Origin of the sequence: Paenibacillus sp. JSM ZJ436 (assembly GCF_044383795.1) — a bacterium.
Lineage (GTDB): Bacteria > Bacillota > Bacilli > Paenibacillales > Paenibacillaceae > Paenibacillus_AQ > Paenibacillus_AQ algicola.
On the sequence record NZ_JBISEO010000004.1, the window covers coordinates 190466 to 209973 of the forward strand.

Annotated in this window: 35 protein-coding genes; 34 read left to right on the top strand and 1 reads right to left on the bottom strand. The window is 35.8% G+C overall.

The genetic code is table 11. The annotated features are described in order from the left end of the window. The first annotated feature begins 34 nt into the window (after positions 1-34). From ACH6EH_RS07200 to ACH6EH_RS07355, 32 genes are all read left to right on the top strand, one after another. Entirely contained in the window at positions 35-271 is a 237-nt protein-coding gene (locus tag ACH6EH_RS07200; RefSeq protein WP_397331756.1) for a hypothetical protein, read from the top strand. 77 nt (positions 272-348) lie between these two features. After that, on the top strand, positions 349-693 hold the full coding sequence (locus tag ACH6EH_RS07205; RefSeq protein WP_397331757.1) for a DUF2513 domain-containing protein: 345 nt from the start codon (positions 349-351) through the stop codon (positions 691-693). A 231-nt stretch (positions 694-924) separates the two neighbouring features. Continuing rightward, on the top strand, positions 925-1221 hold the full coding sequence (locus ACH6EH_RS07210; protein ID WP_397331758.1) for a hypothetical protein: 297 nt from the start codon (positions 925-927) through the stop codon (positions 1219-1221). A gap of 263 nt (positions 1222-1484) precedes the next feature. Continuing rightward, positions 1485-1661, top strand: a complete 177-nt coding sequence (locus ACH6EH_RS07215; protein WP_397331759.1) for a hypothetical protein — start codon at positions 1485-1487, stop codon at positions 1659-1661. Positions 1662-1696: 35 nt separating this feature from the next. After that, positions 1697-2077, top strand: a complete 381-nt coding sequence (locus ACH6EH_RS07220; protein WP_397331760.1) for a hypothetical protein — start codon at positions 1697-1699, stop codon at positions 2075-2077. Between the two features lie 281 nt (positions 2078-2358). Next, positions 2359-2586, top strand: coding sequence for a hypothetical protein (locus tag ACH6EH_RS07225; protein WP_397331761.1), 228 nt, complete (start codon positions 2359-2361; stop codon positions 2584-2586). A 43-nt stretch (positions 2587-2629) separates the two neighbouring features. After that, positions 2630-2968 (top strand): hypothetical protein, encoded by a 339-nt coding sequence (locus ACH6EH_RS07230; protein ID WP_397331762.1) that lies wholly within the window; start codon positions 2630-2632, stop codon positions 2966-2968. Between the two features lie 264 nt (positions 2969-3232). Continuing rightward, on the top strand, positions 3233-3556 hold the full coding sequence (locus tag ACH6EH_RS07235; protein ID WP_397331763.1) for a hypothetical protein: 324 nt from the start codon (positions 3233-3235) through the stop codon (positions 3554-3556). A gap of 132 nt (positions 3557-3688) precedes the next feature. Beyond that, positions 3689-3931: a DUF1653 domain-containing protein gene (locus ACH6EH_RS07240; RefSeq protein ID WP_397331764.1), complete on the top strand. Its 243-nt coding sequence runs from the start codon at positions 3689-3691 to the stop codon at positions 3929-3931. Positions 3932-3981: 50 nt separating this feature from the next. Further along, entirely contained in the window at positions 3982-4563 is a 582-nt protein-coding gene (locus tag ACH6EH_RS07245) for a hypothetical protein (RefSeq protein ID WP_397331765.1), read from the top strand. A gap of 84 nt (positions 4564-4647) precedes the next feature. Then, positions 4648-6087 (top strand): replication protein, encoded by a 1440-nt coding sequence (locus tag ACH6EH_RS07250; protein WP_397331766.1) that lies wholly within the window; start codon positions 4648-4650, stop codon positions 6085-6087. A gap of 31 nt (positions 6088-6118) precedes the next feature. Further along, on the top strand, positions 6119-7192 hold the full coding sequence (locus ACH6EH_RS07255) for a DNA primase (RefSeq protein ID WP_397331767.1): 1074 nt from the start codon (positions 6119-6121) through the stop codon (positions 7190-7192). Positions 7193-7233: 41 nt separating this feature from the next. Next, entirely contained in the window at positions 7234-7611 is a 378-nt protein-coding gene (locus ACH6EH_RS07260) for a hypothetical protein (protein ID WP_397331768.1), read from the top strand. Between the two features lie 30 nt (positions 7612-7641). Then, the gene (locus ACH6EH_RS07265) at positions 7642-7944 is read left to right on the top strand and encodes a hypothetical protein (RefSeq protein ID WP_397331769.1); all 303 of its coding nucleotides are present in this window, start codon (positions 7642-7644) and stop codon (positions 7942-7944) included. 131 nt (positions 7945-8075) lie between these two features. Continuing rightward, the gene (locus ACH6EH_RS07270) at positions 8076-8345 is read left to right on the top strand and encodes a hypothetical protein (RefSeq protein ID WP_397331770.1); all 270 of its coding nucleotides are present in this window, start codon (positions 8076-8078) and stop codon (positions 8343-8345) included. Between the two features lie 36 nt (positions 8346-8381). After that, entirely contained in the window at positions 8382-8672 is a 291-nt protein-coding gene (locus ACH6EH_RS07275; protein WP_397331771.1) for a hypothetical protein, read from the top strand. A gap of 51 nt (positions 8673-8723) precedes the next feature. Further along, a complete protein-coding gene (locus ACH6EH_RS07280) occupies positions 8724-9611 on the top strand; it encodes an RNA ligase family protein (protein ID WP_397331772.1) in 888 nt (295 codons plus the stop codon). Positions 9612-9692: 81 nt separating this feature from the next. Continuing rightward, a complete protein-coding gene (locus tag ACH6EH_RS07285; RefSeq protein WP_397331773.1) occupies positions 9693-9914 on the top strand; it encodes a hypothetical protein in 222 nt (73 codons plus the stop codon). Positions 9915-9926: 12 nt separating this feature from the next. Further along, positions 9927-10088 carry a hypothetical protein gene (locus tag ACH6EH_RS07290; RefSeq protein WP_397331774.1) on the top strand — a complete coding sequence of 54 codons (162 nt, stop codon included), beginning with the start codon at positions 9927-9929 and terminating at the stop codon, positions 10086-10088. A gap of 50 nt (positions 10089-10138) precedes the next feature. Beyond that, the gene (locus ACH6EH_RS07295) at positions 10139-11383 is read left to right on the top strand and encodes a phosphoadenosine phosphosulfate reductase domain-containing protein (protein ID WP_397331775.1); all 1245 of its coding nucleotides are present in this window, start codon (positions 10139-10141) and stop codon (positions 11381-11383) included. Positions 11384-11457: 74 nt separating this feature from the next. Next, entirely contained in the window at positions 11458-11796 is a 339-nt protein-coding gene (locus tag ACH6EH_RS07300; protein ID WP_397331776.1) for a hypothetical protein, read from the top strand. Between the two features lie 268 nt (positions 11797-12064). After that, positions 12065-12862 (top strand): hypothetical protein, encoded by a 798-nt coding sequence (locus tag ACH6EH_RS07305; RefSeq protein WP_397331777.1) that lies wholly within the window; start codon positions 12065-12067, stop codon positions 12860-12862. 253 nt (positions 12863-13115) lie between these two features. After that, positions 13116-14693: a DHH family phosphoesterase gene (locus ACH6EH_RS07310; protein WP_397331778.1), complete on the top strand. Its 1578-nt coding sequence runs from the start codon at positions 13116-13118 to the stop codon at positions 14691-14693. Positions 14694-14741: 48 nt separating this feature from the next. Further along, positions 14742-14957, top strand: a complete 216-nt coding sequence (locus tag ACH6EH_RS07315; RefSeq protein WP_397331779.1) for a hypothetical protein — start codon at positions 14742-14744, stop codon at positions 14955-14957. A 416-nt stretch (positions 14958-15373) separates the two neighbouring features. Further along, the gene (locus tag ACH6EH_RS07320) at positions 15374-15676 is read left to right on the top strand and encodes a hypothetical protein (protein WP_397331780.1); all 303 of its coding nucleotides are present in this window, start codon (positions 15374-15376) and stop codon (positions 15674-15676) included. Positions 15677-15734: 58 nt separating this feature from the next. Continuing rightward, a complete protein-coding gene (locus ACH6EH_RS07325) occupies positions 15735-16556 on the top strand; it encodes a DNA-methyltransferase (protein ID WP_397331781.1) in 822 nt (273 codons plus the stop codon). 59 nt (positions 16557-16615) lie between these two features. Next, on the top strand, positions 16616-16843 hold the full coding sequence (locus ACH6EH_RS07330) for a hypothetical protein (RefSeq protein ID WP_397331782.1): 228 nt from the start codon (positions 16616-16618) through the stop codon (positions 16841-16843). Between the two features lie 50 nt (positions 16844-16893). After that, complete coding sequence (locus ACH6EH_RS07335) at positions 16894-17274, top strand: hypothetical protein (protein ID WP_397331783.1); 381 nt, start codon at positions 16894-16896, stop codon at positions 17272-17274. A gap of 168 nt (positions 17275-17442) precedes the next feature. Then, positions 17443-17622, top strand: a complete 180-nt coding sequence (locus ACH6EH_RS07340; protein WP_397331785.1) for a hypothetical protein — start codon at positions 17443-17445, stop codon at positions 17620-17622. 14 nt (positions 17623-17636) lie between these two features. Continuing rightward, positions 17637-17915 carry a hypothetical protein gene (locus ACH6EH_RS07345; protein WP_397331786.1) on the top strand — a complete coding sequence of 93 codons (279 nt, stop codon included), beginning with the start codon at positions 17637-17639 and terminating at the stop codon, positions 17913-17915. 34 nt (positions 17916-17949) lie between these two features. After that, a complete protein-coding gene (locus ACH6EH_RS07350) occupies positions 17950-18324 on the top strand; it encodes a hypothetical protein (protein WP_397331787.1) in 375 nt (124 codons plus the stop codon). A 32-nt stretch (positions 18325-18356) separates the two neighbouring features. Then, positions 18357-18530, top strand: coding sequence for a hypothetical protein (locus ACH6EH_RS07355; RefSeq protein WP_397331788.1), 174 nt, complete (start codon positions 18357-18359; stop codon positions 18528-18530). Positions 18531-18560: 30 nt separating this feature from the next. Here the strand turns inward: ACH6EH_RS07355 and ACH6EH_RS07360 are convergent, their stop codons facing one another. After that, entirely contained in the window at positions 18561-18707 is a 147-nt protein-coding gene (locus ACH6EH_RS07360; protein WP_397331789.1) for a hypothetical protein, read from the bottom strand. A gap of 211 nt (positions 18708-18918) precedes the next feature. Between ACH6EH_RS07360 and ACH6EH_RS07365 the strand changes: the two genes are divergently transcribed. After that, the gene (locus ACH6EH_RS07365) at positions 18919-19146 is read left to right on the top strand and encodes a hypothetical protein (RefSeq protein ID WP_397331790.1); all 228 of its coding nucleotides are present in this window, start codon (positions 18919-18921) and stop codon (positions 19144-19146) included. Between the two features lie 72 nt (positions 19147-19218). Further along, positions 19219-19467, top strand: a complete 249-nt coding sequence (locus tag ACH6EH_RS07370; protein WP_397331791.1) for a hypothetical protein — start codon at positions 19219-19221, stop codon at positions 19465-19467. Positions 19468-19508: the final 41 nt, after the last annotated feature.

Here is a 19508-nt window from a genome sequence, read left to right on the forward strand (position 1 = left end):
TAAGCAGGGTAATTTTAGCAGGAAGTCGAATAAGATGAAAGAACAATTTTATAATCTGGAGGTAGATTCAATGTCTTGGGAAGTTATGAGCGATAGAGAATATCCTTGTCCTTGCAAGAAAGGAACTTACAGAGAGATTTCGGAAAATGATGATTGGAACAATTGGAGAGAAGAAGTGATTATGAATTGCCCAAGCTGCAAAGAAAAATATGTTCAACATTTTTTCACGAAACCTGATGGCGAAGAAAGATGGTACTGGAAAGAAAAATAAGAGAAATCAATTGAAGCAGGTCAATTGTTGATCAAAATACTTTCACGGGGAAGGGGTGATATTAATTGCAAAGAGATATGGAGCTTATTGTGGAAATTCTGAAGGAAATTGAGTCGAAAGAACATCCGTTTATTATGAATATAGAAGGTAGAGATTTTAAGCTCGTTCAATACAATGTTGGCCTTGCAGTAGATCATGGTTTAGTTGTAGCAACATCAAAGTACATTGAAGCCATTCCCACATATTACATAAGCGGTTTGACGTGGGATGGACATGAATTCTTAGATGCAGTTAAAAATGACGGGGTGTTGGCACAAGCCAAAACAATGGCTAAAGAGAAGGGAAGTAAATTATTTGATTTGCCGTATGAAATTATTAAAGGATTGCTTGTAAAAGCTTCTCAGTCATATTTTATGGGATGATGAAATTAGTTCAATAATTGTAAATTTAGAAAGGAGGGAAAAATTTTTGAAGGTCAAACTTAAGGATGTGTTGGGGGATTTGTTTTATACCTGCTGGAAGTGCAAGAAAGATTATAATTTTAAAGCGATGAAGTATATTACAGAGAAAGACGAATGTCCAAATTGCGGAGCGAAAATTAAACTGGATTGATTAAACGAATCTTTTACTGAGAAAGGAGCTTGATAGAAAAGATGAGAATTAATAAAGAGGAAGCAAAAAGGATTGCTGAATTATTAGCTGAAACAAATACAATTCTTTGGAATGCTGCTTGCCAGGTAGAAGCATTGGTGAAGGATGAAGTAGTAAGCAAATTAATAGATAATGAAGAAGGCAATCGGAGTGCTTTTCAAAAGATCGCTACAGCGTATGCTCAACTAGATAAAGATGATGAGGAGTTTGTTCGGATTGAAATGAGAGGAAGAGGATTTCAAGACTTCGATTCGTTTGCAGGCGATATACAGAGTCATTTAGATGAGATTGAAAATTAAGATGAAATATGACTTTCTAAGAAAGTAGAGGTGGCAAATTGGAGAAATTGAGAACATTACCTTTTGACTTAGTTGAGGGTGGCTTATACTCAAATGGCGAACACGTAAGACGCATCAAAAATATCTCAGTAAGAGATAATGCAATTATATATACTGTGGATACAGACGAGGAAAATATTGTATATAGTTGTTACATAAATCGTTTTTATGAGTGGATGGATAAATCTTAATGAATATTTCTCTATTATGAGAGGAGCTAAACAATGAGAGAAGAATCGGAGAAAATTAGATATCGCGAAGCACTTGAGTTCATTGTAGCAAATTCTATTTCCAAAGGCGCATGGTATGTTGAAGCTGCACTAACTGCTTTAGGGGAAGATCATCCATATAACAATGATAAATATGCGATTTCTGAATTGGTATTCAAGGCTAAAAATTGATAAATCAAATATTTTATTAAGAATGGAGATTTTAAATGTTGGAACTATTTATAAAGTTGGTTGATTCTCAAACCGTTAGAAACGAGGAGGCTGCACTATCTGTATTAGAGGAACTTTCCAAACAAACAAAAGAGGTTGAGCTAGATAAAAGTTATTGGGTGTCTCAATGGTCTTGGACTCCAATTTCTGACGGTATTTATTCCTACGAAGAGCATATCAGATCGTCAAAGAACAATAATAACGTGACTGCATTATACACAGACAAGAATTATAGAACTTATTTTCCATGGGATGTATATGAATCAAAGGAAGAATGCGATAAGGTGTGTGAACTCAAGAATAGCTTTGGTTATGACTGGGATATGGCTGTACATAAGTTTATCGAGAAGCATGATTTGAGAGTAAGCCATATTTAATAAATCGCACATTTCGTAATGAAAGAGGTGATTATTGTGATTTTTGAACGAGTAAAGTTACCCAAGAATGCTGTCAGAGTATGGTATTTGGAAAATGGTGATGTATTCACAGTTAAAAATGAGAGTGTCGAGATAATGTGTAAGTTTGAGCATGAAATGCTACATGAGGTTATTTATAGGGGATATTATGAATACGGGCCAGTGTATGATAAAACTGGTGTGACGTATACACCTGAAGAATTGAATCGAATGCTTAGAAGTTAAGGAAGGAGAAATGATAGATGTGGATAGTTGTTTATAAGCAAAAGTATTATCCAAGCGTCTTTGATTGCTCAAGTGAAGCAGAGGCGAAAATCATATTTGACAGGATCAAAGAGAAAGAGTTAGATGATGTGAATATCCATGATGGGAAACTCTACATGGCTAAAGTTGAGCAATTTTACGGAGGGTTAAAGGGAGATGTAGACTGGTATCTCGATATTGATGTTGAGGAAGATCATATGCAATAATACGATCAAATTTTCCTTTCATGGAGAAGTGGGGGCAATATAAATGTATTTTTACTCAGTAAGCGAAGGAGAGTATCCGACTAAAATAACATTAATTTATCACAAAAAGGAATTTACAAAAGAAGAATTCTGCGCCATGTATAATGCTGCAATTCAAAATATTGATAAGATTGATCCTGAATATGGGCCATCTCAAGATCAAATTGTTCGGTCTCTTTGTGACTTATATTCGTTTAAGGTTGTTGAAGTAACGTATGATATATGTGAAGAGAATTTATATGGCAAATATCCCCTAATGTCAGATGAGCTTATTGTTAAACAAGGGAAATTAAAGACAAAAATGATAGTTACACGCGAAGAAGATTTGTGTGATATTCAGTAAAAATTTACTTTTACTAGAAAATGAAGGTGTAATGGAATGCATGTGGTCTCTAAAGATGGAACGCACGATTACGAAGGCAATGAGTTGACATTGAATGATGTGATTAAATTGCATGAGTCACAGGGGCAGCAAGCAATAAGAGAAAGAAAACTGCAAAAAATATATCGCTTTGATGAGAATACTAAGATAGTCTCAAAAACTGAAGAAATTTGCGATGTAATCACATTCAAGTAAAAGTTTTTGATCATGAAAGGGGAGCGTTCAGTGAATCTAGAAAGATTAGATGAAATTGAGAAGAATATTATCAACAATCCAACGATCGATAAGGCAGTTGTTCAGAGCATTTTGCAGGAGTGTATTGATGAGATTCGGAGATTGAATAATAACTTCATATATGCTAAACCGGGTCAACATATTATTATTCGGGCAAAGACAAACAGTCATGAATTTGAAATCGGTCAAGAATGCATTGTTACAGAGTGGTATTGGTTTAGTGAGGAAGAAGACGGGAGTTTAGGTGTAGAAGCGTCTTCTCTTGACAACAAAGAAACATGGCTTGTTAAGCATACTGATTATTTGATTAAGTAGTGCCAAAAAACGTTGAAAAATAAGGACTTTTTGAAGGTAAAAAGATGATAAAAGGATGATTTTATTCTAATTGTACATACGGAATTGACTTTTATAAATAAATATATTAAAATTAATTATGTAGGAGGAAGTATGAATTACGCAGTAAACTACGGAGACAAATTTAAACACTACAAAGGCGGCATTTATACAGTTGTCCCACTTGCCTATCACACGGAGACGCAAGAAGGAATGGTGATCTATGAGGATGGAACAGGCTACAGATGGGCTAGACCAGCCGCAATGTTCTTCGGTTATCTGGAGGATGGCACAAGACGTTTCGAGCCTTATAAAGAGGCCAAGAGTTATTTCAGTGACCGCCTAGATAGCATTTAGCGAGACGATGAGCATTAAGCGTTAGAATAACAGATTCATTTTATAAGGAGGTGATTGTACTGGCGAGACCAGTAAAGTGTCCAGTCTGCGGAGAACGTGGGCAAAGGGAAGATATGATATATGATGAGAAAGAAAAAAGATATTACCATAAAGGCGATTGTCACAACGGACTTTTAAAAGAAAGAGAGGTAACACGCAGAGAGAATGAACAATGGGATGCACTATATCAGTATGTGATAAAACTTCATGATTTAGTAGTGCTTCCAACAGCCAATATTGTTCGCTTCCAGGATCTACGAGCAGGTTATACATATAAAAATGGTGAAAAAGAGAGACAATGGAAGACAGGCCCTGGCTTTGATCTTATGCTAGAAGCTTATAAACTGGCTGAAGACAGTATTAAGTGGTGTATCACCAATAAACTAGACAATAGCAATGACACCAGAAGTATTTATTATTGTATGGGTATCATGATAAACAAACTTAATGAAGCCAATGAAAACAGAAAATTAAGAAAAGAACGGGAATCAGCTAAATTAAAAACAACAACTCTGGATATGCAAATTACTGAACCAGAGATTAAAGAAGTGAAAATAATTAAAGATGATATGGATATATCAAGTTTTCTTTAGGGGGAAGATATTATTACTAACATTAAATACATAGATGAATTTGTTCATCCATCCAAGATTCATGAGTCTCTTCTTATTGGTTATTTGTGGAGTAAACCGTCATTATATGAAAAGTATGCAAACCATGAAATATCTAAAGATACATTTACCGAACCAATTTGGTGGTTTTTCTATTATATCGGATCTGAGATGTATGTGAATGGTGTCAGAAATTTTGATGACAAGACGACATACTCATTCATCGACTCAAGACCAAAGGAAGTCGGAAGAAAGTCATACTTTGACTACTATAACGAGTACGGTGGGTACAATTCAATTGAAGAAATTATTGAGGAATGCCAAAAAGATAAGAGTAATGATGAATATCATTTTTCCGAAATTCAAAAGTATGAGAGTTTAAGAAAATTTCAAGCAGAAAGTTTAATTGATGTCACCAATAAAGCCTTAATCACAAAACTTACCAAGATGACTCTTAAACAAATGCAATCATTCTTTCAGTTTAAAACCAGCAACATCTTCTCACATATCAATTGTGGAGAAGTGGTTGAGTATAATCTATCTGATGATCTAGACAAAGCCATTGAAAAGATGAATCAAGGTGAAGCAATGGGCTTGCCTCTTCACGACTCACCGAGATTAAACAAAAAGATAAAGGGTTGGCGAAGAGGTGAATTAATCTACCTTGTATTGAGTTCAGGAGTTGGTAAGTCCTCTATAGCTATGGAAAAGTTTGTACTTTCTTTATACGAGAATCAGCAAAAAGGACTTATGTTCACCAACGAGGAAAATGTCTGGAAGAGTCGCAATCTATTGTTGGCAACCGTATCATCTAAGAAGTTAAACAAGCCAATTAACAGAGAAAAAATGTCAGAGGGGCAATTCGATGAAGCAACACTAGAAAAACTGAAGGCAGCAAGAGATTGGATCTGGCAACTTCCTAGAGATTTAGTGAAGTTTTATGACTTAAAGAAATACAGAGTCGAAGATGTATTGAGTCGCATTACAATGATGAGACCTTTGAATTATCAATACGGCTTGCTGGATACATTTAAACCAGATAATTCAGCAAAAGAAGCAGCTAGATGGGAAGCATTTAGTAGTGCAGCTCAGTCAATTTTTGACTGTATTAAACCTGAAGCAAATAACATGGGGATGCTTGCCACTGTACAATTGAAGATAGGTAAAGAATTTCGATATCTTGACTTGAGCGCAATTGGCAAATCACTTGAGATTGTTGAGGTAGCATCTGTAGTTCTAATGGGTAGACTTTTGTATGCAGATGAAATGCCAGGTAAAAAAGAAGCCATTCATGCCTACAATTGGGAGAAAAGCGATTTTGATAATAAGTGGCATAGAAAAGAATATCAACTAGACCCAGACAAGACATACATGATCCTTTATGTCGCGAAGAACCGCAATGGTGATACATCGGAGCAAATTATCTATGAGGTAAACTATGGCATCAACAGCTTCAAGGAAGTATCTTATGCTCAGGTTGGTAAGAAATCAAATACTATGTTTTAGAAATTAACGAAACTCCTATGGGGGAGCTTAGATGAGTAATGATTTGCAAAAAATCAAGAAAAGAATATTGGAGGACGATGGAGTAAGAGTCTTACTTGAGGCTATGGAGTGCTCATACATTGATAAGAAAAACAATCGGTATGAAGCTCAGTTGCCACAAAAGTTTGACTCGCCCAACAAGAGATCGGTTCAAGTGTATCTCAATGAGAGTCTATCCAGTAGAATCAGAACACTTGGAGAATCGGATATTGATATTTATGGTCTGGTGTCATACATAGTAAACGACAAACACACAGAATCAGAGAGACAAAAGGATCTATTTAAGGCTAAACGATGGATATGTGACACTCTAGGATATACAGAATACACTAACCAGTCTTATACAGCACCACCAGTAATGGAGCATCTTAAGTGGCTTAAAGATGTTAAGAAACAGCGAAAAAGGAAGCGTGAACTATCTGACCTGGAGAATCAAACTTATGACGATTCAGTTCTAGAGCAATATGTAATGCTTCCACATCAAAAATACATTGATGAAGGTGTATTATATGAGACACAATTAGAGTTTCAGATTGGGTTCGACATAAGAAGTCAGCGTATCATTTTTCCAATACATAACCGTTACGGCGACATTGTATCCATTAAGGGTCGTACCATCTATGATGATTATGAACAACGTGACGTTTACAAGTTTTTATATCTTTACAATTTCAATAAGATGATTGAATTATTCAATTGGCATCGGGCTTTATATTACATCATTGAGAAGAAAGAAATCGTTATTGTTGAGGGTGAAAAGACAGTAATGATGCTGTCTCAATGGGATTGCCGGAACTGTGTATCTATTAGTGGTGATGATTTGAGTGAATGGCAGGTCAACATGATCAGGGAACTTGGCGCTGACATTCAGATCGTTATTGCTCTGGATAAAGACAAGACTATCAATGACATTAAGAAGCAAGCAGCTAAGTTTGGTAAAACCAGAAGTGTCTATGCGCTATGGGACAAAGACCATTTATACGAGGACAGAGATAGTCCATGTGATAAGGGGCAAGATACATTTTCAACTCTGTATAATAACTACAGATTCCGCGTTCCAGTCTAAGTAAAATCTTGTTTTTATCATGAGAATGGAGGAATAAATATATGAACAATGAAACCAAAACTATAGAATTGCCGATTATTCCACGAGAAGTCGCTAATGCTATCGAAACTGCACGCACGCAAGGTGCAATGAACGCTACGATAATTGATGCGTATTATGATGATGTATATATTCCAGGAATAAATAGATTTGATTTGAGTAGTATCCCATTTGACACTCTACTCTCTGCGCTGGTCAATGGATACACAACAGAAAAATCAGTAGAAGAGTTGGCTCATGAGGAAATACGTTATAAATATGAAACTACCGGAACATGGGGCGAGTATAGTACCGGATATTGCAACGGTATTAGATATACACTCGATACACTAAAAATCACAATCGAAGGAGTAAACGACACCCAGGAAGCAGAAAAATAAACTTAAAAACAATGTAAAATGGTGCTTGACTTGAATCATTTAAACAACTATAATAAAATTATCAACAAGAGGGGAATGGTGTTATTGTCTGATCGGGTCATTGAAGCCGAATCTTTACAGGTAACTACCGACAAAGATGAGGCGAGGTTTCTAAGGGTCGATAAGGTGAGGTTCCAGGGCTGCAATTTAACGGAAGGGAGGCTCTACGAAATCAATCGTTATTACGGCAATGAGTTGGTTTTCGCAGATAATGGGGAGATGTTTGTGGTAGATGATCTGGGTAAGGAGAATTACACAGCATTAATGGTTTGTAAGACGACACTTTATAAATAAACATAATACATAGTGTCATATTGGGATGGCACAAAGAGAGGCGAACACACCGATCAGACAATACTTAAGCCTCTCTGATTGTTTTAATAAAAGTTGGAATTCATCAGAATATATAGGAGGAAAGATAATAGATGAGTGATTCGCAAACATATGACATTTCTATGAGCAACAAAGATGAAAATCAAGGAATTACATTCAAAGAACTTTACGAGGATATGCTGGGTGAAATTGACTACTTTAAAAAGTTGGGATTACTGGATGAATTAATGAACCAACCAATTAAATTAAATTTAGTTGACAGCAATGGAAAAGTAGTTGAAGGGCCAGCCACGCTTGCTGTAGGTTGGCTGGAAAGTGATGATGTTCTCATTACCGGGAACATTGAAAATGTATTTGAATAAATTTGAATTTGATCAATAGAAGGAGAGTAAAGAAGAATGGAGTTTACTTTAGAAAAAACAAGCGCCAGTATGCCAAGACTACGAGTAGTAAATAAAGGTCGAGGAATTATCAACCCCAAAGCCAATGAATTCCCATATAAGCAAGAAAATATGTTCATTAGCGAATTTAAAGTTAATGGACGCAAAGAAAGAAAATTCGTAATTTCAATTAGATTGGATGGAGAAGGCAGCGAAATAGGTAGGTTTAAATTGTCACAAATGGACTTTAACGAAGATCAATTGTTAGAACTTAGAAATAAAATTGACGAACTGCTGAATATTCAATAATTCCAAGAAAGAAGAGTTTCATTAAAAATAAAAATAGAAAGGGATACATAAATGAGCGAAATGAAAAAATATATGGACGTAGTTAGATTGGGGCATAAGTCTACTGCAGGTGTGCTTAATAAAGGTGACTATATTGTAATTCAAGAGAAATTAGATGGAGCAAATGCTTCATTTAAACGCGAAGGTAACGTCATTATTGCTTTCTCTCGGAACACACGGCTTAATCCAGAAAACAATCTTCGCGGCTTTTATGAATGGACACAAACACTCGATGTAAACAAGTTGCTAAATGGTGCAATATATTATGGAGAATGGCTAGTAAAACATAAACTTGACTACGGAAACAATGCAAATCAATTTTATATGTTCGATATGTACGATGAGTACACTCAAGAATATGTTAGTTGCTCTGCAGTAAAAGATGAAGCAAATCGTTTAAATCTAAACCTGGTGCCTATTTTCTATGAAGGTGAGTACAATTCGTTTGAACATCTTCAATCTTTTGTTGGTAAAACGAGACTTGGCGTGAACGAAGGTGAAGGCATTGTCGTAAAGAATATCAGTTACCAGGATCAATATGGAAAACAACTTTTTGTGAAACTGGTGTCTGATTCTTTTAGAGAAGTCCAAAAACAGAAAGCTCCAAAAGATCCGAATTTTACATCTGAGGAAAAAGCTGCTGTAAAGTCTGTTCTAACGAATGCCAGAGTTGAAAAAATGATTTATAAACTTGTCGATGAAGGTTTGCTTGATGAACAATTTGGTATTGAAGACATGGGGACAATTCTTAAACATCTTGGTGTGCGACTATATGAAGATATTGTAAAAGAGGAGTATGAAGTTGTTAAAAACTATGAAGAAAAAGAAATTCGTAAGGTGATTGGTAAAATGATTCCCTCAATAGTCAAATCAATTATTCAAGAAAAAATGGTTGCATAAAAACCCTTATAAACACTGAGTTTTTTGAAGACCAAAACATGATAAATACATACTTTTATCAAATTTTAGGAGGTAGTCAAAATGAAAAGAGAATGGATTGACATTAACAAAAACGTTGGAGTCTCCGTTGTATTCAGAGAAGATGGATTATATGATGCCTCAGTAATGACTAACTGGTTTCCGAGTCTCAGTAAGAGCAAGTGGAAGACTGAAGAGGATTATGTTCCTACCAGAGAAGGTCTTTCAAGTATGCAAGTTTATGGATACATAGAATACGAAGTGAAGCCAGCATATTTAAACTAAGGAGGTTGCTTTTTGGACTGGAAATTATATGACGATCAAGGCAAATACCTTCAGGATGTAAACTGCCAATACGACAGCCTTGATTTAGCAACTCTTGAGCACAATGCTGAGAAGGTTGAAGTGGATTTTAAGTCTAAGTCTGCAAGAATCGTTAAGTACAACGAGGGGGAGTAAACATAGAATTTAAAGAATTAGTTGAAGCTGCTACCGCCGATCTCAAGCGAATGTATCTCGATAATACAGATACAAGAGATTGGGCGGTCGCATGGTCAGGTGGAAAAGACTCCACATGTGTAATGAGTATGGTAGTTAAAATGTTGGAATCCTTAGAGCCTGAGCAAAGGAAGAGAAAAATACATGCGGTAATGTCGGATACTGTAATGGAGAATCCGAACCTAGAACAATACATGCACGGTCAAGTTAAACAGCTAACCGCATATGTTGAGAAAAAGAATCTGCCAGTCACAGTTACTTTAGTTATTAGAGAGTTAGAGCAATCATATTTCTACCTAGTTCTTGGTAGAGGGTATTTTCTACCTCAGAACAATGGGGCTGGCAGATGGTGTACAGATCGTCTTAAATTGCAGCCACAGAATAAAAAACTGAAAGAAATCAATCCATCATACATATTAATTGGTACAAGGTTAAGCGAAAGCGCTAAAAGAAGACAATCAATTGAAAAGTGGTCAGGTATGAATGATCTAAGCTATAAAATTGGAGACCATGCAAATCTCAGCAACACAAAAACATTTATGCCTATTGTGGATTTTACGATTGAAGATGTATGGGAGTACTTAGCGAAAGAAAGATTGCCTTGGGGTTCGTCACATGCAGTGCGAACGCTGTATAGAGAAGCAACGGGAGAGTGTGGATTTACAAATCCCAAAGAAACTGAAAAGAAAGCCTCTCAGTCAGAGAGTTGTGGTGCTAGATTTGGCTGCTGGACTTGTCCTGTTATTTTGAACGACAGATCAACTGAGCAAATGTCTGAAACACATCCCTGGATGGAACCATTGTCAAATTGGAGAATGCTTCAACTTAAGGTGTTTGGAGACTACTTGCCAATTAGACCAAAAGAACAAAGACGAAAAGAACGGTCAGAGGTGTTGAGACAGTGGAGAGAGATCAATAAAGAAATTAAAAAGGTGAGTAAATCAGGATACAAGCGAAACGGGAAACCCATGATTGATAAGAATACTGGTATGGTAAGGGTTGATCAGGGAACATTTACGGTTGAGGCAAGAGAATATCTTTATGAGGAGTTGCTTAAAACAGAAGATAGAGTCAACGAGATTAGAGATAAGATGGGTCTGTTTCCATTGCAACTCATAAGTGAAGAAGAAAAAGCCATGATCCAACAAATGTGGGAGTACGACAGAAAGCATTGTCCTCATCTAATCAGCAATGTTAATGGGTTCAATATCGAGCATCTTAAACAATTGATTGAGACTGGTGAAGAAATAAAATAAAGATAATAAAACTATACATATAATGAAAAGTATGATACAATCACCTTAACAAATAAAAAATCGAGGTGATTAAAATGAGTTATGAAGTAAGACCAGTTGGAAGCAAATATGGAGAAGATGAGGAAGTAGTCAAAATAGATAGTAGCTTAAATGAATTTATTTTGTTGAGTGACAAATATCTTAACTTTGCTATCGTAATCAGCATGACATGTCAAAGTCATCAAAGCAAGGTCAAAAACAAACTTATAGTACCTAATGTAACTGATTATCAAGATGCTTATAAGAAAGCTAGAGAAAAGTTTAAACTTAATGGAGAATGGGCAACGAACGTGGGAGTTACTTTGTTTGAGGCTAATAAAATCATTAAAGTCCCAAAGGATTGGAAAGAGTGTGAAGTGCAGTTTGAGAGCTAAAACTTGAGCTGCACTTGATCCATATAAGGAGGTGATCAATACGTATTTCTGGTTGGCAGCATACATATTATCGGTGTTGGTTGTCCTTTATGATGCTAGACTCTTGAGTTTAGAAGTGGGAATCAAGATGCCGATTGAATTTAAGGTGTTGAGTCTCATTCCCGTTGTTAATACAGTTACAGCGCTATTCATATTGTTTCCGCAGAAGAAAGGTATTGAAAAGACATAGCATGAAAGCAATCTTTTATCACAATTAGGGAGGGATCAAGTGAAAGATATTAAGGAGTTTACAGACCGAATTGAACTCACAATCAACAAGCTAAGCAAGCAACGTGAGTTTATTATGAGAGCAATCAATAAACCTGAATTGCTGTTTGACAAAACATCAGAGATGTTCCATCGCAAAGACGCAATTTTTCAAATAATGAGTGTCTTTGAAGACGGTCAACGTAAAATGCATATTCACGAATTTCAAGATTTGCTGGCATCTATTGTTATTGAGTTCTTCAGAAAAGAAGTTGAAGATGAACGAATTATAGTGAAATTAAAAAATCCGAACACTTATCCTTCAATATTTGCCGTGTATTATGATGATTGCGAAGTAATGCAGTTCAATATTTTTGAAAGATATTATGGCATGAGATACAGGAAGTCCAGAGAAGAAATTGAGAAACATTATAGTGATCAAGTAGAGCGGCACCATGAGAGTCTAGAACGCATTAATAACAAGTTGTTGCAGATCGAATCGTTCAAAAAAAGTCCCATTAGATATATATTTAAATATCACAAAGATAGAAATGTTAAATTATACAAGAAGTTGTTTTATGGTTTGAAGGAGCTTTTATCATTTGCAATATTCAGTAAAAGGATGGCTAAGACGATTGATGAAGCCAAGATTAAATATGTAGGGCAAATTGAGGAGTCGAAAGAAAGACAACAGAAGTACTACAACCTGGAAGAGGATTTAGAAAAGATGAAATTGCGAGATGATGTTATCGCTAAGGTGGAACCCATCTTCATTAAATACAATTACCGACTTGAAACAGACAGCCATAGACTATACTAATCATTAAATCTGAGGAGTGATTGATATGAACAAACAAGTTAGTATCAAGATCATCAATAAGACGACTGGCAGAGAGAACAGAAACTTAACTCAGAAACTTATGAAGAAGCTTAACCAGTATGAAAATTTAGAGTTTTCAAGCAAATATAAGATTAGTATTTCATAAATATATTGAAAGGATGTGATATTAATCGAGTGGAAACAGAGGATACCAGCTATCCCGTACAGTGAATATGATACGTTACATGAGAAGTTGGCTAAGATTAATGGAATTGAGGATTTACGTGAATTCTTAAACCCGAGTGTATCAGATATACATAGTCCTTACTTATTAAAGAATGTAGATTTGTTGGTTGAGAGAATCATAGGATCGATCAAGAATAAGCAGAAAATTGTTATTTTCGGTGATTGCGATTGGGATGGAATTGCATCTGGAGTTACATTGTACAAATATCTACTAAACTTTACTGACAATGTAGAACTTAAATTTGTTGAACGCAGCGTAGGACACGGTACGAAATTTGTAATGGATCAAATTCCTGATGATACTAAATTATACATAGCAGTAGACAGTAGTAGTAATGATGTTGAAGAAATGAAGTTTCTTTCTTCTAAAGGTATTGATTGTCTCATTATTGACCATCACACAGTTACAGTAGAAAATCCATATTCTATATTGGTCAATCCACAACAACCAGGTTGTAGTTATCCTAATAAAAATTCATGTGGTGGATTGCTCGTCTATAAGGTGTGCCAGGTGATTGATGATTACATGAATACTGATTATACAGAAGACTTTTCAGACTTACCAGGCTTTGCGCTAATGGCAGATATGATGTCAATGAGAGAGCCAGAAAACCGATATTATGCCAGATACTCATTAGCAAATATCAAGCATGAAGGATTAAAAGCACTTTTTGTAGCGATGAACAAAGACATAAACAATCTAATCTCAACAGATTTTTCATACGCTGTAGCTCCAGCAATTACTGCTGCAACCAGATTAGACAATATTCAATTAGCGGTCAATTTGTTGATGTTGCATGAATCTTGTCCTGAGATAAAACCAATTGTGAAATCTCTTGTGCAAGCAAATGAGTATCGAAAAGAAGTGCAATGGTTGGCTTTGCAACGTCTTAAACCGTCTGTAAACGTTAGCGATAAAACTGCAACTGTTTATGATCCTACACTTGGCAAAGGGATGAATGGTCTCGTGGCACAAGAATTATCCAAACACTTCAACAAGCCCGCAATTGTTCTTGGTGATGGCGAAGAAGAGGATGTGGGCGCAGGTAGTTTTCGAGGGCTAGAAGAGTTCTCAATGTTAGATATGCTTAATGAGTGTCAGGCAATAATATTCGCTGCTGGTCATGATGGGGCTGGAGGATTGGTTGTTAATAAACAAGATGTTGAATCGCTAAAGCACGAACTTAATATCAGATTAAAAGACTTCGTTCCTGATGACACTCTCTATTATGATTTGGATTTTGACGTAAATGAGGTTAATGAGAGGTTGATTGATCAGATTAACGACTTCTATAGAGTTTGTGGAAGAGGATTTGAGGCTGGCAACTTTCTCATTAAGGGTTTGTTCGTAGAAAACAAAAAACCAATGGGTAGACTCAATAATACGGTGAAAGTATTCTGTGATAATATGCACCTTATGAAATTCAAAGCAGATGAAGACTATTACAACAACTTTCCTGTATATAGTTTCGTAGAAGCCATTGGCAAATTGAACATAAACATTTGGAAAGAGTATAAGCCAAGGTTCAAGATTACAAAGACCAAACAATTGCTAATTGAGGATTACAGAAACACCGATAGATAAACAATTAAATAAACATACAAAAAAACATAATAAAAGGAGATTGATTAAATGTTCTACGCAATCGTAATTAATGAAAAAGGTACAAATATGGTAATGGATAACCTGCCTACAGATCGACATGGTGCAACTGTAGCAGCAGAGGAATACGCAAAGCGCAATCGACTTACAGTTCAAGGTGTTTATCCAGTAAAACAACAACAGAAACAGGGGCAAGTGTTGACTAAGAATAGCAAGCAACGTAGAGCAACACTTGGTCATCGGTGATACATATGCAAGTAAAATTTAGTGAACATGCTGTACAACGGGCATCACAAAGCAATGTGAAACTTGGGTCTCTCAAACGTGAGATCCAAGGATTACCCAATATCACAGGTAAATTGAGATGGATGACAAAGTATGGAGTCCTGGTGCTTGAGAGAGTGAGTGAGTCACTGGTAATTGTGAAGACATTTATCGCTCGATACAAATATAAAGGAGGGAAGTACCATAAAGGCTGCAATACATTCTAATGAGGAAGACAACAATACATATTTTGGGCCATGCGTTGATAGTGACGAAGATGTTGAGTATGTGAAGGTTGTAAGTGGAAAAGTTAGCAATGAAAAACCCTTATATTTAAAGGGATTTTTGAACGAAGAATCATGATGAAATTGAGTTTTTATCAAGAAAGGGAGTTGTAAATGAAAATCGAAGATAAAAATATAACAGGCTTTACGGTCAGATCCACAAATGAAAAAGTGATTATTGAAATGCCAATAAGTAATCTTGTTCGTGGCTTTAATCTTAGTCCCAATAACTATAGCGAAGTTAAAATCAAGCGAGGTCATCGAAAAGAGTTTGCAGACTGGTTGATTGGAAATTTGCTAGATGAAGCTGACTCAGAAACCGGAGATAATTTCATAGTTACTATGCTAGATAGTGTTTTTGAGCGCGCGTATGAAGATTATCTTGATTTTGTTAAGTATCCAGACGAAGAAGAATAATTTAATCAAAGAACTGTTTTATCATGAAATAAAAATACTGGGTCAAAGGAGAAATAACTTGAACTTAAGTGAACTAACTAAGCTTGCGAAATTTAAAACGAAGAAAGGCATACTATTACAAGGAGATACGTTCGAGTGGATGGGTAAAATACCCGATAAATCAGTAAATATGATTTTGGCAGATCTTCCTTATGGTACTACACAAAACAAATGGGATGAAGTCTTGCCATTCAACAAACTTTGGTCAGAATATGAAAGAATCATAACCGACAATGGAGCAATTGTCCTTACTGGAAAGCAACCATTCACTAGTATGCTGGTAATGAGTAACCCCAAAATACATAAATACAATATTGTTTGGAGAAAAAACTTAAAAACAGGCAATCTTAATGCAAGAAAAATGCCAATGGGGGCATACGAAGACATTGTAATTTTCTACAAGTCTCCCCCAACATATAATCCTCAAAAGATTCCACGAACATTCCAAGTTAAATCAGGAAACAAAAAGAATTCTAAGACTGAGAACTATGGCAAGCAAAGAGAAGAATACATAGATAGGCAAAGTGATTGGTTGATGCCTGACGATGTAATTGACTATGAAGATGCTTACCCATTAGATGCGCTTGAATTAGAAAATGAGATGCTATACATTAAATGTTTACATAATAGTAGTGGTAAACTACACCCCACCCAGAAACCAGTAGAATTGTTTGAGTGGTTGATCAAAACGTATACGAACGAAGGGGACATTGTTTTAGATAACACAGCCGGAGTTTTGACGACAGGAGTAGCTGCTGAAATTAACAATCGAAAGTGGATATGCATTGAGAAAGAAGAAAAATATTGTCTCTCGGGAATAACAAGATTCGAAAACATTTAATTTCACACGATAAAATGACGTTTTTATTGTAATAAAGTAAACATATAAAGGAGGATACAATGAAAAGAACAAGGCGAATCCTATCTACTTTTATTTCACTGGTCACAATTTTTGCCGCATCTTATATTGGTATCTGGCTTATGCTTGTCGGTGGACTTGCAAATCAATCCACTGACAGTATCAATATTTTTATGAGTGTGCTGAAAGTGACTTTTGCAGGAACCATTTGGTATCTCATTATGCTGATTGGATTGGGCGCAGCAAGATGGCTGTCCGATTGTAAGTAAAAGACGTATTTCTAAGAGAAAGGAATAGTGAAATGAATTTATACAAAATCATGTTTGAGCATTATTCACAAAAAGATAGCAAGGTTGGCACTATAGTTCATCTTGCTGCTAATTCGGATGAGGAAGTATATGAGTGGTTAAAAAAAGAACCGAGGCTTACTGATGGTTCTATCATCTACACTTCATATAAGTATAGCGAAGAAGACGCTGAAACCTTTGAGATATATGATGCTAATTATAACGTAATTGGCACAGAAACATTCAAAGAAAGAACGATTCGATTGCACGGCGATATGTTTGATGAGGACAAGGAGTTAACTGATCTATATTACGGATTGACGCTGTACGGATGGGAACTTGTAAAGAAAAACGTTAAGCCTGATGTACTACAGATGATAAGAGATTATGGGATACCTATATTAAATAGCTGATAATGAGGCGTATAGAAAGGAGTGTTTCAAATAGACTGGGCTGACACTTATCCACATAAGATTCACGCGAATGTGTTGCTGCTAGATAATAAAATAGAGTGCTGGAAAACTGGCAGTTCAAAGGCTGAGGGTTGCTGGCCTTTTAGGGCAAGTTGGAAGACTTACAGGATGAAGCTAGTAAATTATGGTCAATACGAGTCCTATGATTTAGGTGATTACACAGTTGAATCAAAAACTTGGATTGTAAACAATGATCAAGAACACGAAGATGTATTTATGATTCATGCACCTAAATGGTATCGACAATGGAAACATGCTGATGATTATAAGTTAGGTAGAGCATATTAAGAGAGGAGAAGATCATGGGACTTAAACCTGAACGCTTGCAGCAAATTACGGATGCTTACTATGCTGACAATGGTTCTTTTTCAGATGGAATGATTGGCGAGTTGATTGATGGTATTAATGATTTGAGAGATGGATTTAAGTGGATTAAATATGCGGAAGACGATTTTTATAACCAAGTAGAGCAAACAGAATTGGGTGAAATGAGGTTTCTTGATCCTCGATTGAAACCTTGGGCTGACCAGATACATTCTATTTATGGAACAGTTAGTGAAGCGTTGAATCCGAAATATTAATAAAAATATGAGAGCGTGAAGAGGAGTATGTAATATGGGAGTAGATTTTTATGCTTGCGATTGTTGTGGAGAAAGTAGATATGAGGAGTATGTCGCCCATTGTCCAAAGTGCGACCATAGTCTCTGCACTTCTTGTGTTGTAAATGATGATATTAATTCTAGATACGCATATGATTACGGTGTTAAGTTTGATGGAACGGCTGAACAGAAAAGCGAATATCGGATTGATGATGAAAACAAGTATGATTACGAAATCGGAGAAATTATTGATGATACAGGCATCGCCCCTAAATATTGTCCATTTTGCAATGGGACTGAAGTCAATAATGATGATTTGCTGGAGTTTCTGTTGAAGAAGTATGAGTTGGATAAAGAGGTTGTTAAAAAGGAATACTTGGCTTCAAAATAAAAGCCGCATTTGGTGAAGAAAGGAGGAATAATATGAACGATCTCACAAAGGAAGAAAAAGAATTTATCTACTACCAGCTTTCTGCGAGAAAGTTATTCTTTGAAGAAGATATGGTTGATGCTGCTTCCAATAAAAACATCAATCGAATCACAGAGTGCAACAATGCTTTGACAACAATCCGTGTAATCCAGAACAAACTTTTCTAAATAAATTGTACCTTTTACAGAGAAAGAGGATTACTCCTCTTCCTCGACTGGATCATCCTTAACGTCCAACTTGATTTCTTCAACTTCAAAGCCTTCAGCAATCCATCTGAATACATATTTTTCGCTGCATTGAACGCGAGCTCCGGTTTCTTTGTGAAGCATTGTATATTCCTTCATTGTCTACACCACCTTAAGTTTTATAATATCATCATATTTTAATGAAGGTTGAATCTGCAATGTTCATATTTGACGATTGTAACTGTAACGCTCATAGGGAGACAGTAGAAAAATCTCATTAAATCATCCTTTTTCACTGTTTATTAAAAGATGAAAATAACACTTGCTTTTTAAAACCAAACATAATAAAATATAATAAAGGAGGTGAGCGATGAAGACAGAATATGAACTGTTGGATGTGCTGCTGGAATGCTTTGAGAAGGATGTTGGCACAGAGAAAGAAGAGTTGCTTCATGATGATCGGTACGTAACCAAGAAGCTTAAAGAACGCTTAGGGAGTAAGTTGTTCAAAGAGTATGATGCTCTGGATAAGCAAACTTGGAAAGATGCCTGGCTTGAATTTGGCACTCTAATGTGGAAAAAGCGCCAAAATACATAAGTTAATAAAACGATGATTTCATGATGAAAATATGGAATAATAAGGGAGAAAAAGATGAATATTAACCCAAATATGAGCGATTTGATTGAGATTTTCAACGATGCAAAAGAGTTTAACGCTAAATATGTGGCAGTCAAAATTGAAATGGATGGATTTAATAAGCCAGAAGTCATCATTAACGAGAGAGCAAACATTGATACTAAGCTCGCCTATTACAAGAATACATATAATGAAGATTTGACACATAAGTATTCCAGTGGAATCAGAATCGTGAATTACTCTTACGGCAATACATATGATGAGTTCATGAACAGCCTGTAAGAATGATTATATAGATAAAAATACATAAAAGAAGGATGATG

Excerpts from the sequence above, each read along its gene's own strand:
- ACH6EH_RS07200 (WP_397331756.1), top strand. The coding sequence starts at position 35 with ATGAAAGAACAATTTTATAATCTGGAGGTAGATTCAATGTCTTGGGAA.
- ACH6EH_RS07205 (WP_397331757.1), top strand. The coding sequence starts at position 349 with ATGGAGCTTATTGTGGAAATTCTGAAGGAAATTGAGTCGAAAGAACAT.
- ACH6EH_RS07210 (WP_397331758.1), top strand. The coding sequence starts at position 925 with ATGAGAATTAATAAAGAGGAAGCAAAAAGGATTGCTGAATTATTAGCT.
- ACH6EH_RS07215 (WP_397331759.1), top strand. The coding sequence starts at position 1,485 with ATGAGAGAAGAATCGGAGAAAATTAGATATCGCGAAGCACTTGAGTTC.
- ACH6EH_RS07220 (WP_397331760.1), top strand. The coding sequence starts at position 1,697 with ATGTTGGAACTATTTATAAAGTTGGTTGATTCTCAAACCGTTAGAAAC.
- ACH6EH_RS07225 (WP_397331761.1), top strand. The coding sequence starts at position 2,359 with ATGTGGATAGTTGTTTATAAGCAAAAGTATTATCCAAGCGTCTTTGAT.
- ACH6EH_RS07230 (WP_397331762.1), top strand. The coding sequence starts at position 2,630 with ATGTATTTTTACTCAGTAAGCGAAGGAGAGTATCCGACTAAAATAACA.
- ACH6EH_RS07240 (WP_397331764.1), top strand. The coding sequence starts at position 3,689 with ATGAATTACGCAGTAAACTACGGAGACAAATTTAAACACTACAAAGGC.
- ACH6EH_RS07255 (WP_397331767.1), top strand. The coding sequence starts at position 6,119 with ATGAGTAATGATTTGCAAAAAATCAAGAAAAGAATATTGGAGGACGAT.
- ACH6EH_RS07260 (WP_397331768.1), top strand. The coding sequence starts at position 7,234 with ATGAACAATGAAACCAAAACTATAGAATTGCCGATTATTCCACGAGAA.
- ACH6EH_RS07270 (WP_397331770.1), top strand. The coding sequence starts at position 8,076 with ATGAGTGATTCGCAAACATATGACATTTCTATGAGCAACAAAGATGAA.
- ACH6EH_RS07275 (WP_397331771.1), top strand. The coding sequence starts at position 8,382 with ATGGAGTTTACTTTAGAAAAAACAAGCGCCAGTATGCCAAGACTACGA.
- ACH6EH_RS07280 (WP_397331772.1), top strand. The coding sequence starts at position 8,724 with ATGAGCGAAATGAAAAAATATATGGACGTAGTTAGATTGGGGCATAAG.
- ACH6EH_RS07285 (WP_397331773.1), top strand. The coding sequence starts at position 9,693 with ATGAAAAGAGAATGGATTGACATTAACAAAAACGTTGGAGTCTCCGTT.
- ACH6EH_RS07295 (WP_397331775.1), top strand. The coding sequence starts at position 10,139 with ATGTATCTCGATAATACAGATACAAGAGATTGGGCGGTCGCATGGTCA.
- ACH6EH_RS07300 (WP_397331776.1), top strand. The coding sequence starts at position 11,458 with ATGAGTTATGAAGTAAGACCAGTTGGAAGCAAATATGGAGAAGATGAG.
- ACH6EH_RS07315 (WP_397331779.1), top strand. The coding sequence starts at position 14,742 with ATGTTCTACGCAATCGTAATTAATGAAAAAGGTACAAATATGGTAATG.
- ACH6EH_RS07320 (WP_397331780.1), top strand. The coding sequence starts at position 15,374 with ATGAAAATCGAAGATAAAAATATAACAGGCTTTACGGTCAGATCCACA.
- ACH6EH_RS07330 (WP_397331782.1), top strand. The coding sequence starts at position 16,616 with ATGAAAAGAACAAGGCGAATCCTATCTACTTTTATTTCACTGGTCACA.
- ACH6EH_RS07335 (WP_397331783.1), top strand. The coding sequence starts at position 16,894 with ATGTTTGAGCATTATTCACAAAAAGATAGCAAGGTTGGCACTATAGTT.
- ACH6EH_RS07340 (WP_397331785.1), top strand. The coding sequence starts at position 17,443 with ATGAAGCTAGTAAATTATGGTCAATACGAGTCCTATGATTTAGGTGAT.
- ACH6EH_RS07345 (WP_397331786.1), top strand. The coding sequence starts at position 17,637 with ATGGGACTTAAACCTGAACGCTTGCAGCAAATTACGGATGCTTACTAT.
- ACH6EH_RS07350 (WP_397331787.1), top strand. The coding sequence starts at position 17,950 with ATGGGAGTAGATTTTTATGCTTGCGATTGTTGTGGAGAAAGTAGATAT.
- ACH6EH_RS07355 (WP_397331788.1), top strand. The coding sequence starts at position 18,357 with ATGAACGATCTCACAAAGGAAGAAAAAGAATTTATCTACTACCAGCTT.
- ACH6EH_RS07360 (WP_397331789.1), bottom strand. The coding sequence starts at position 18,707 with ATGAAGGAATATACAATGCTTCACAAAGAAACCGGAGCTCGCGTTCAA.
- ACH6EH_RS07365 (WP_397331790.1), top strand. The coding sequence starts at position 18,919 with ATGAAGACAGAATATGAACTGTTGGATGTGCTGCTGGAATGCTTTGAG.
- ACH6EH_RS07370 (WP_397331791.1), top strand. The coding sequence starts at position 19,219 with ATGAGCGATTTGATTGAGATTTTCAACGATGCAAAAGAGTTTAACGCT.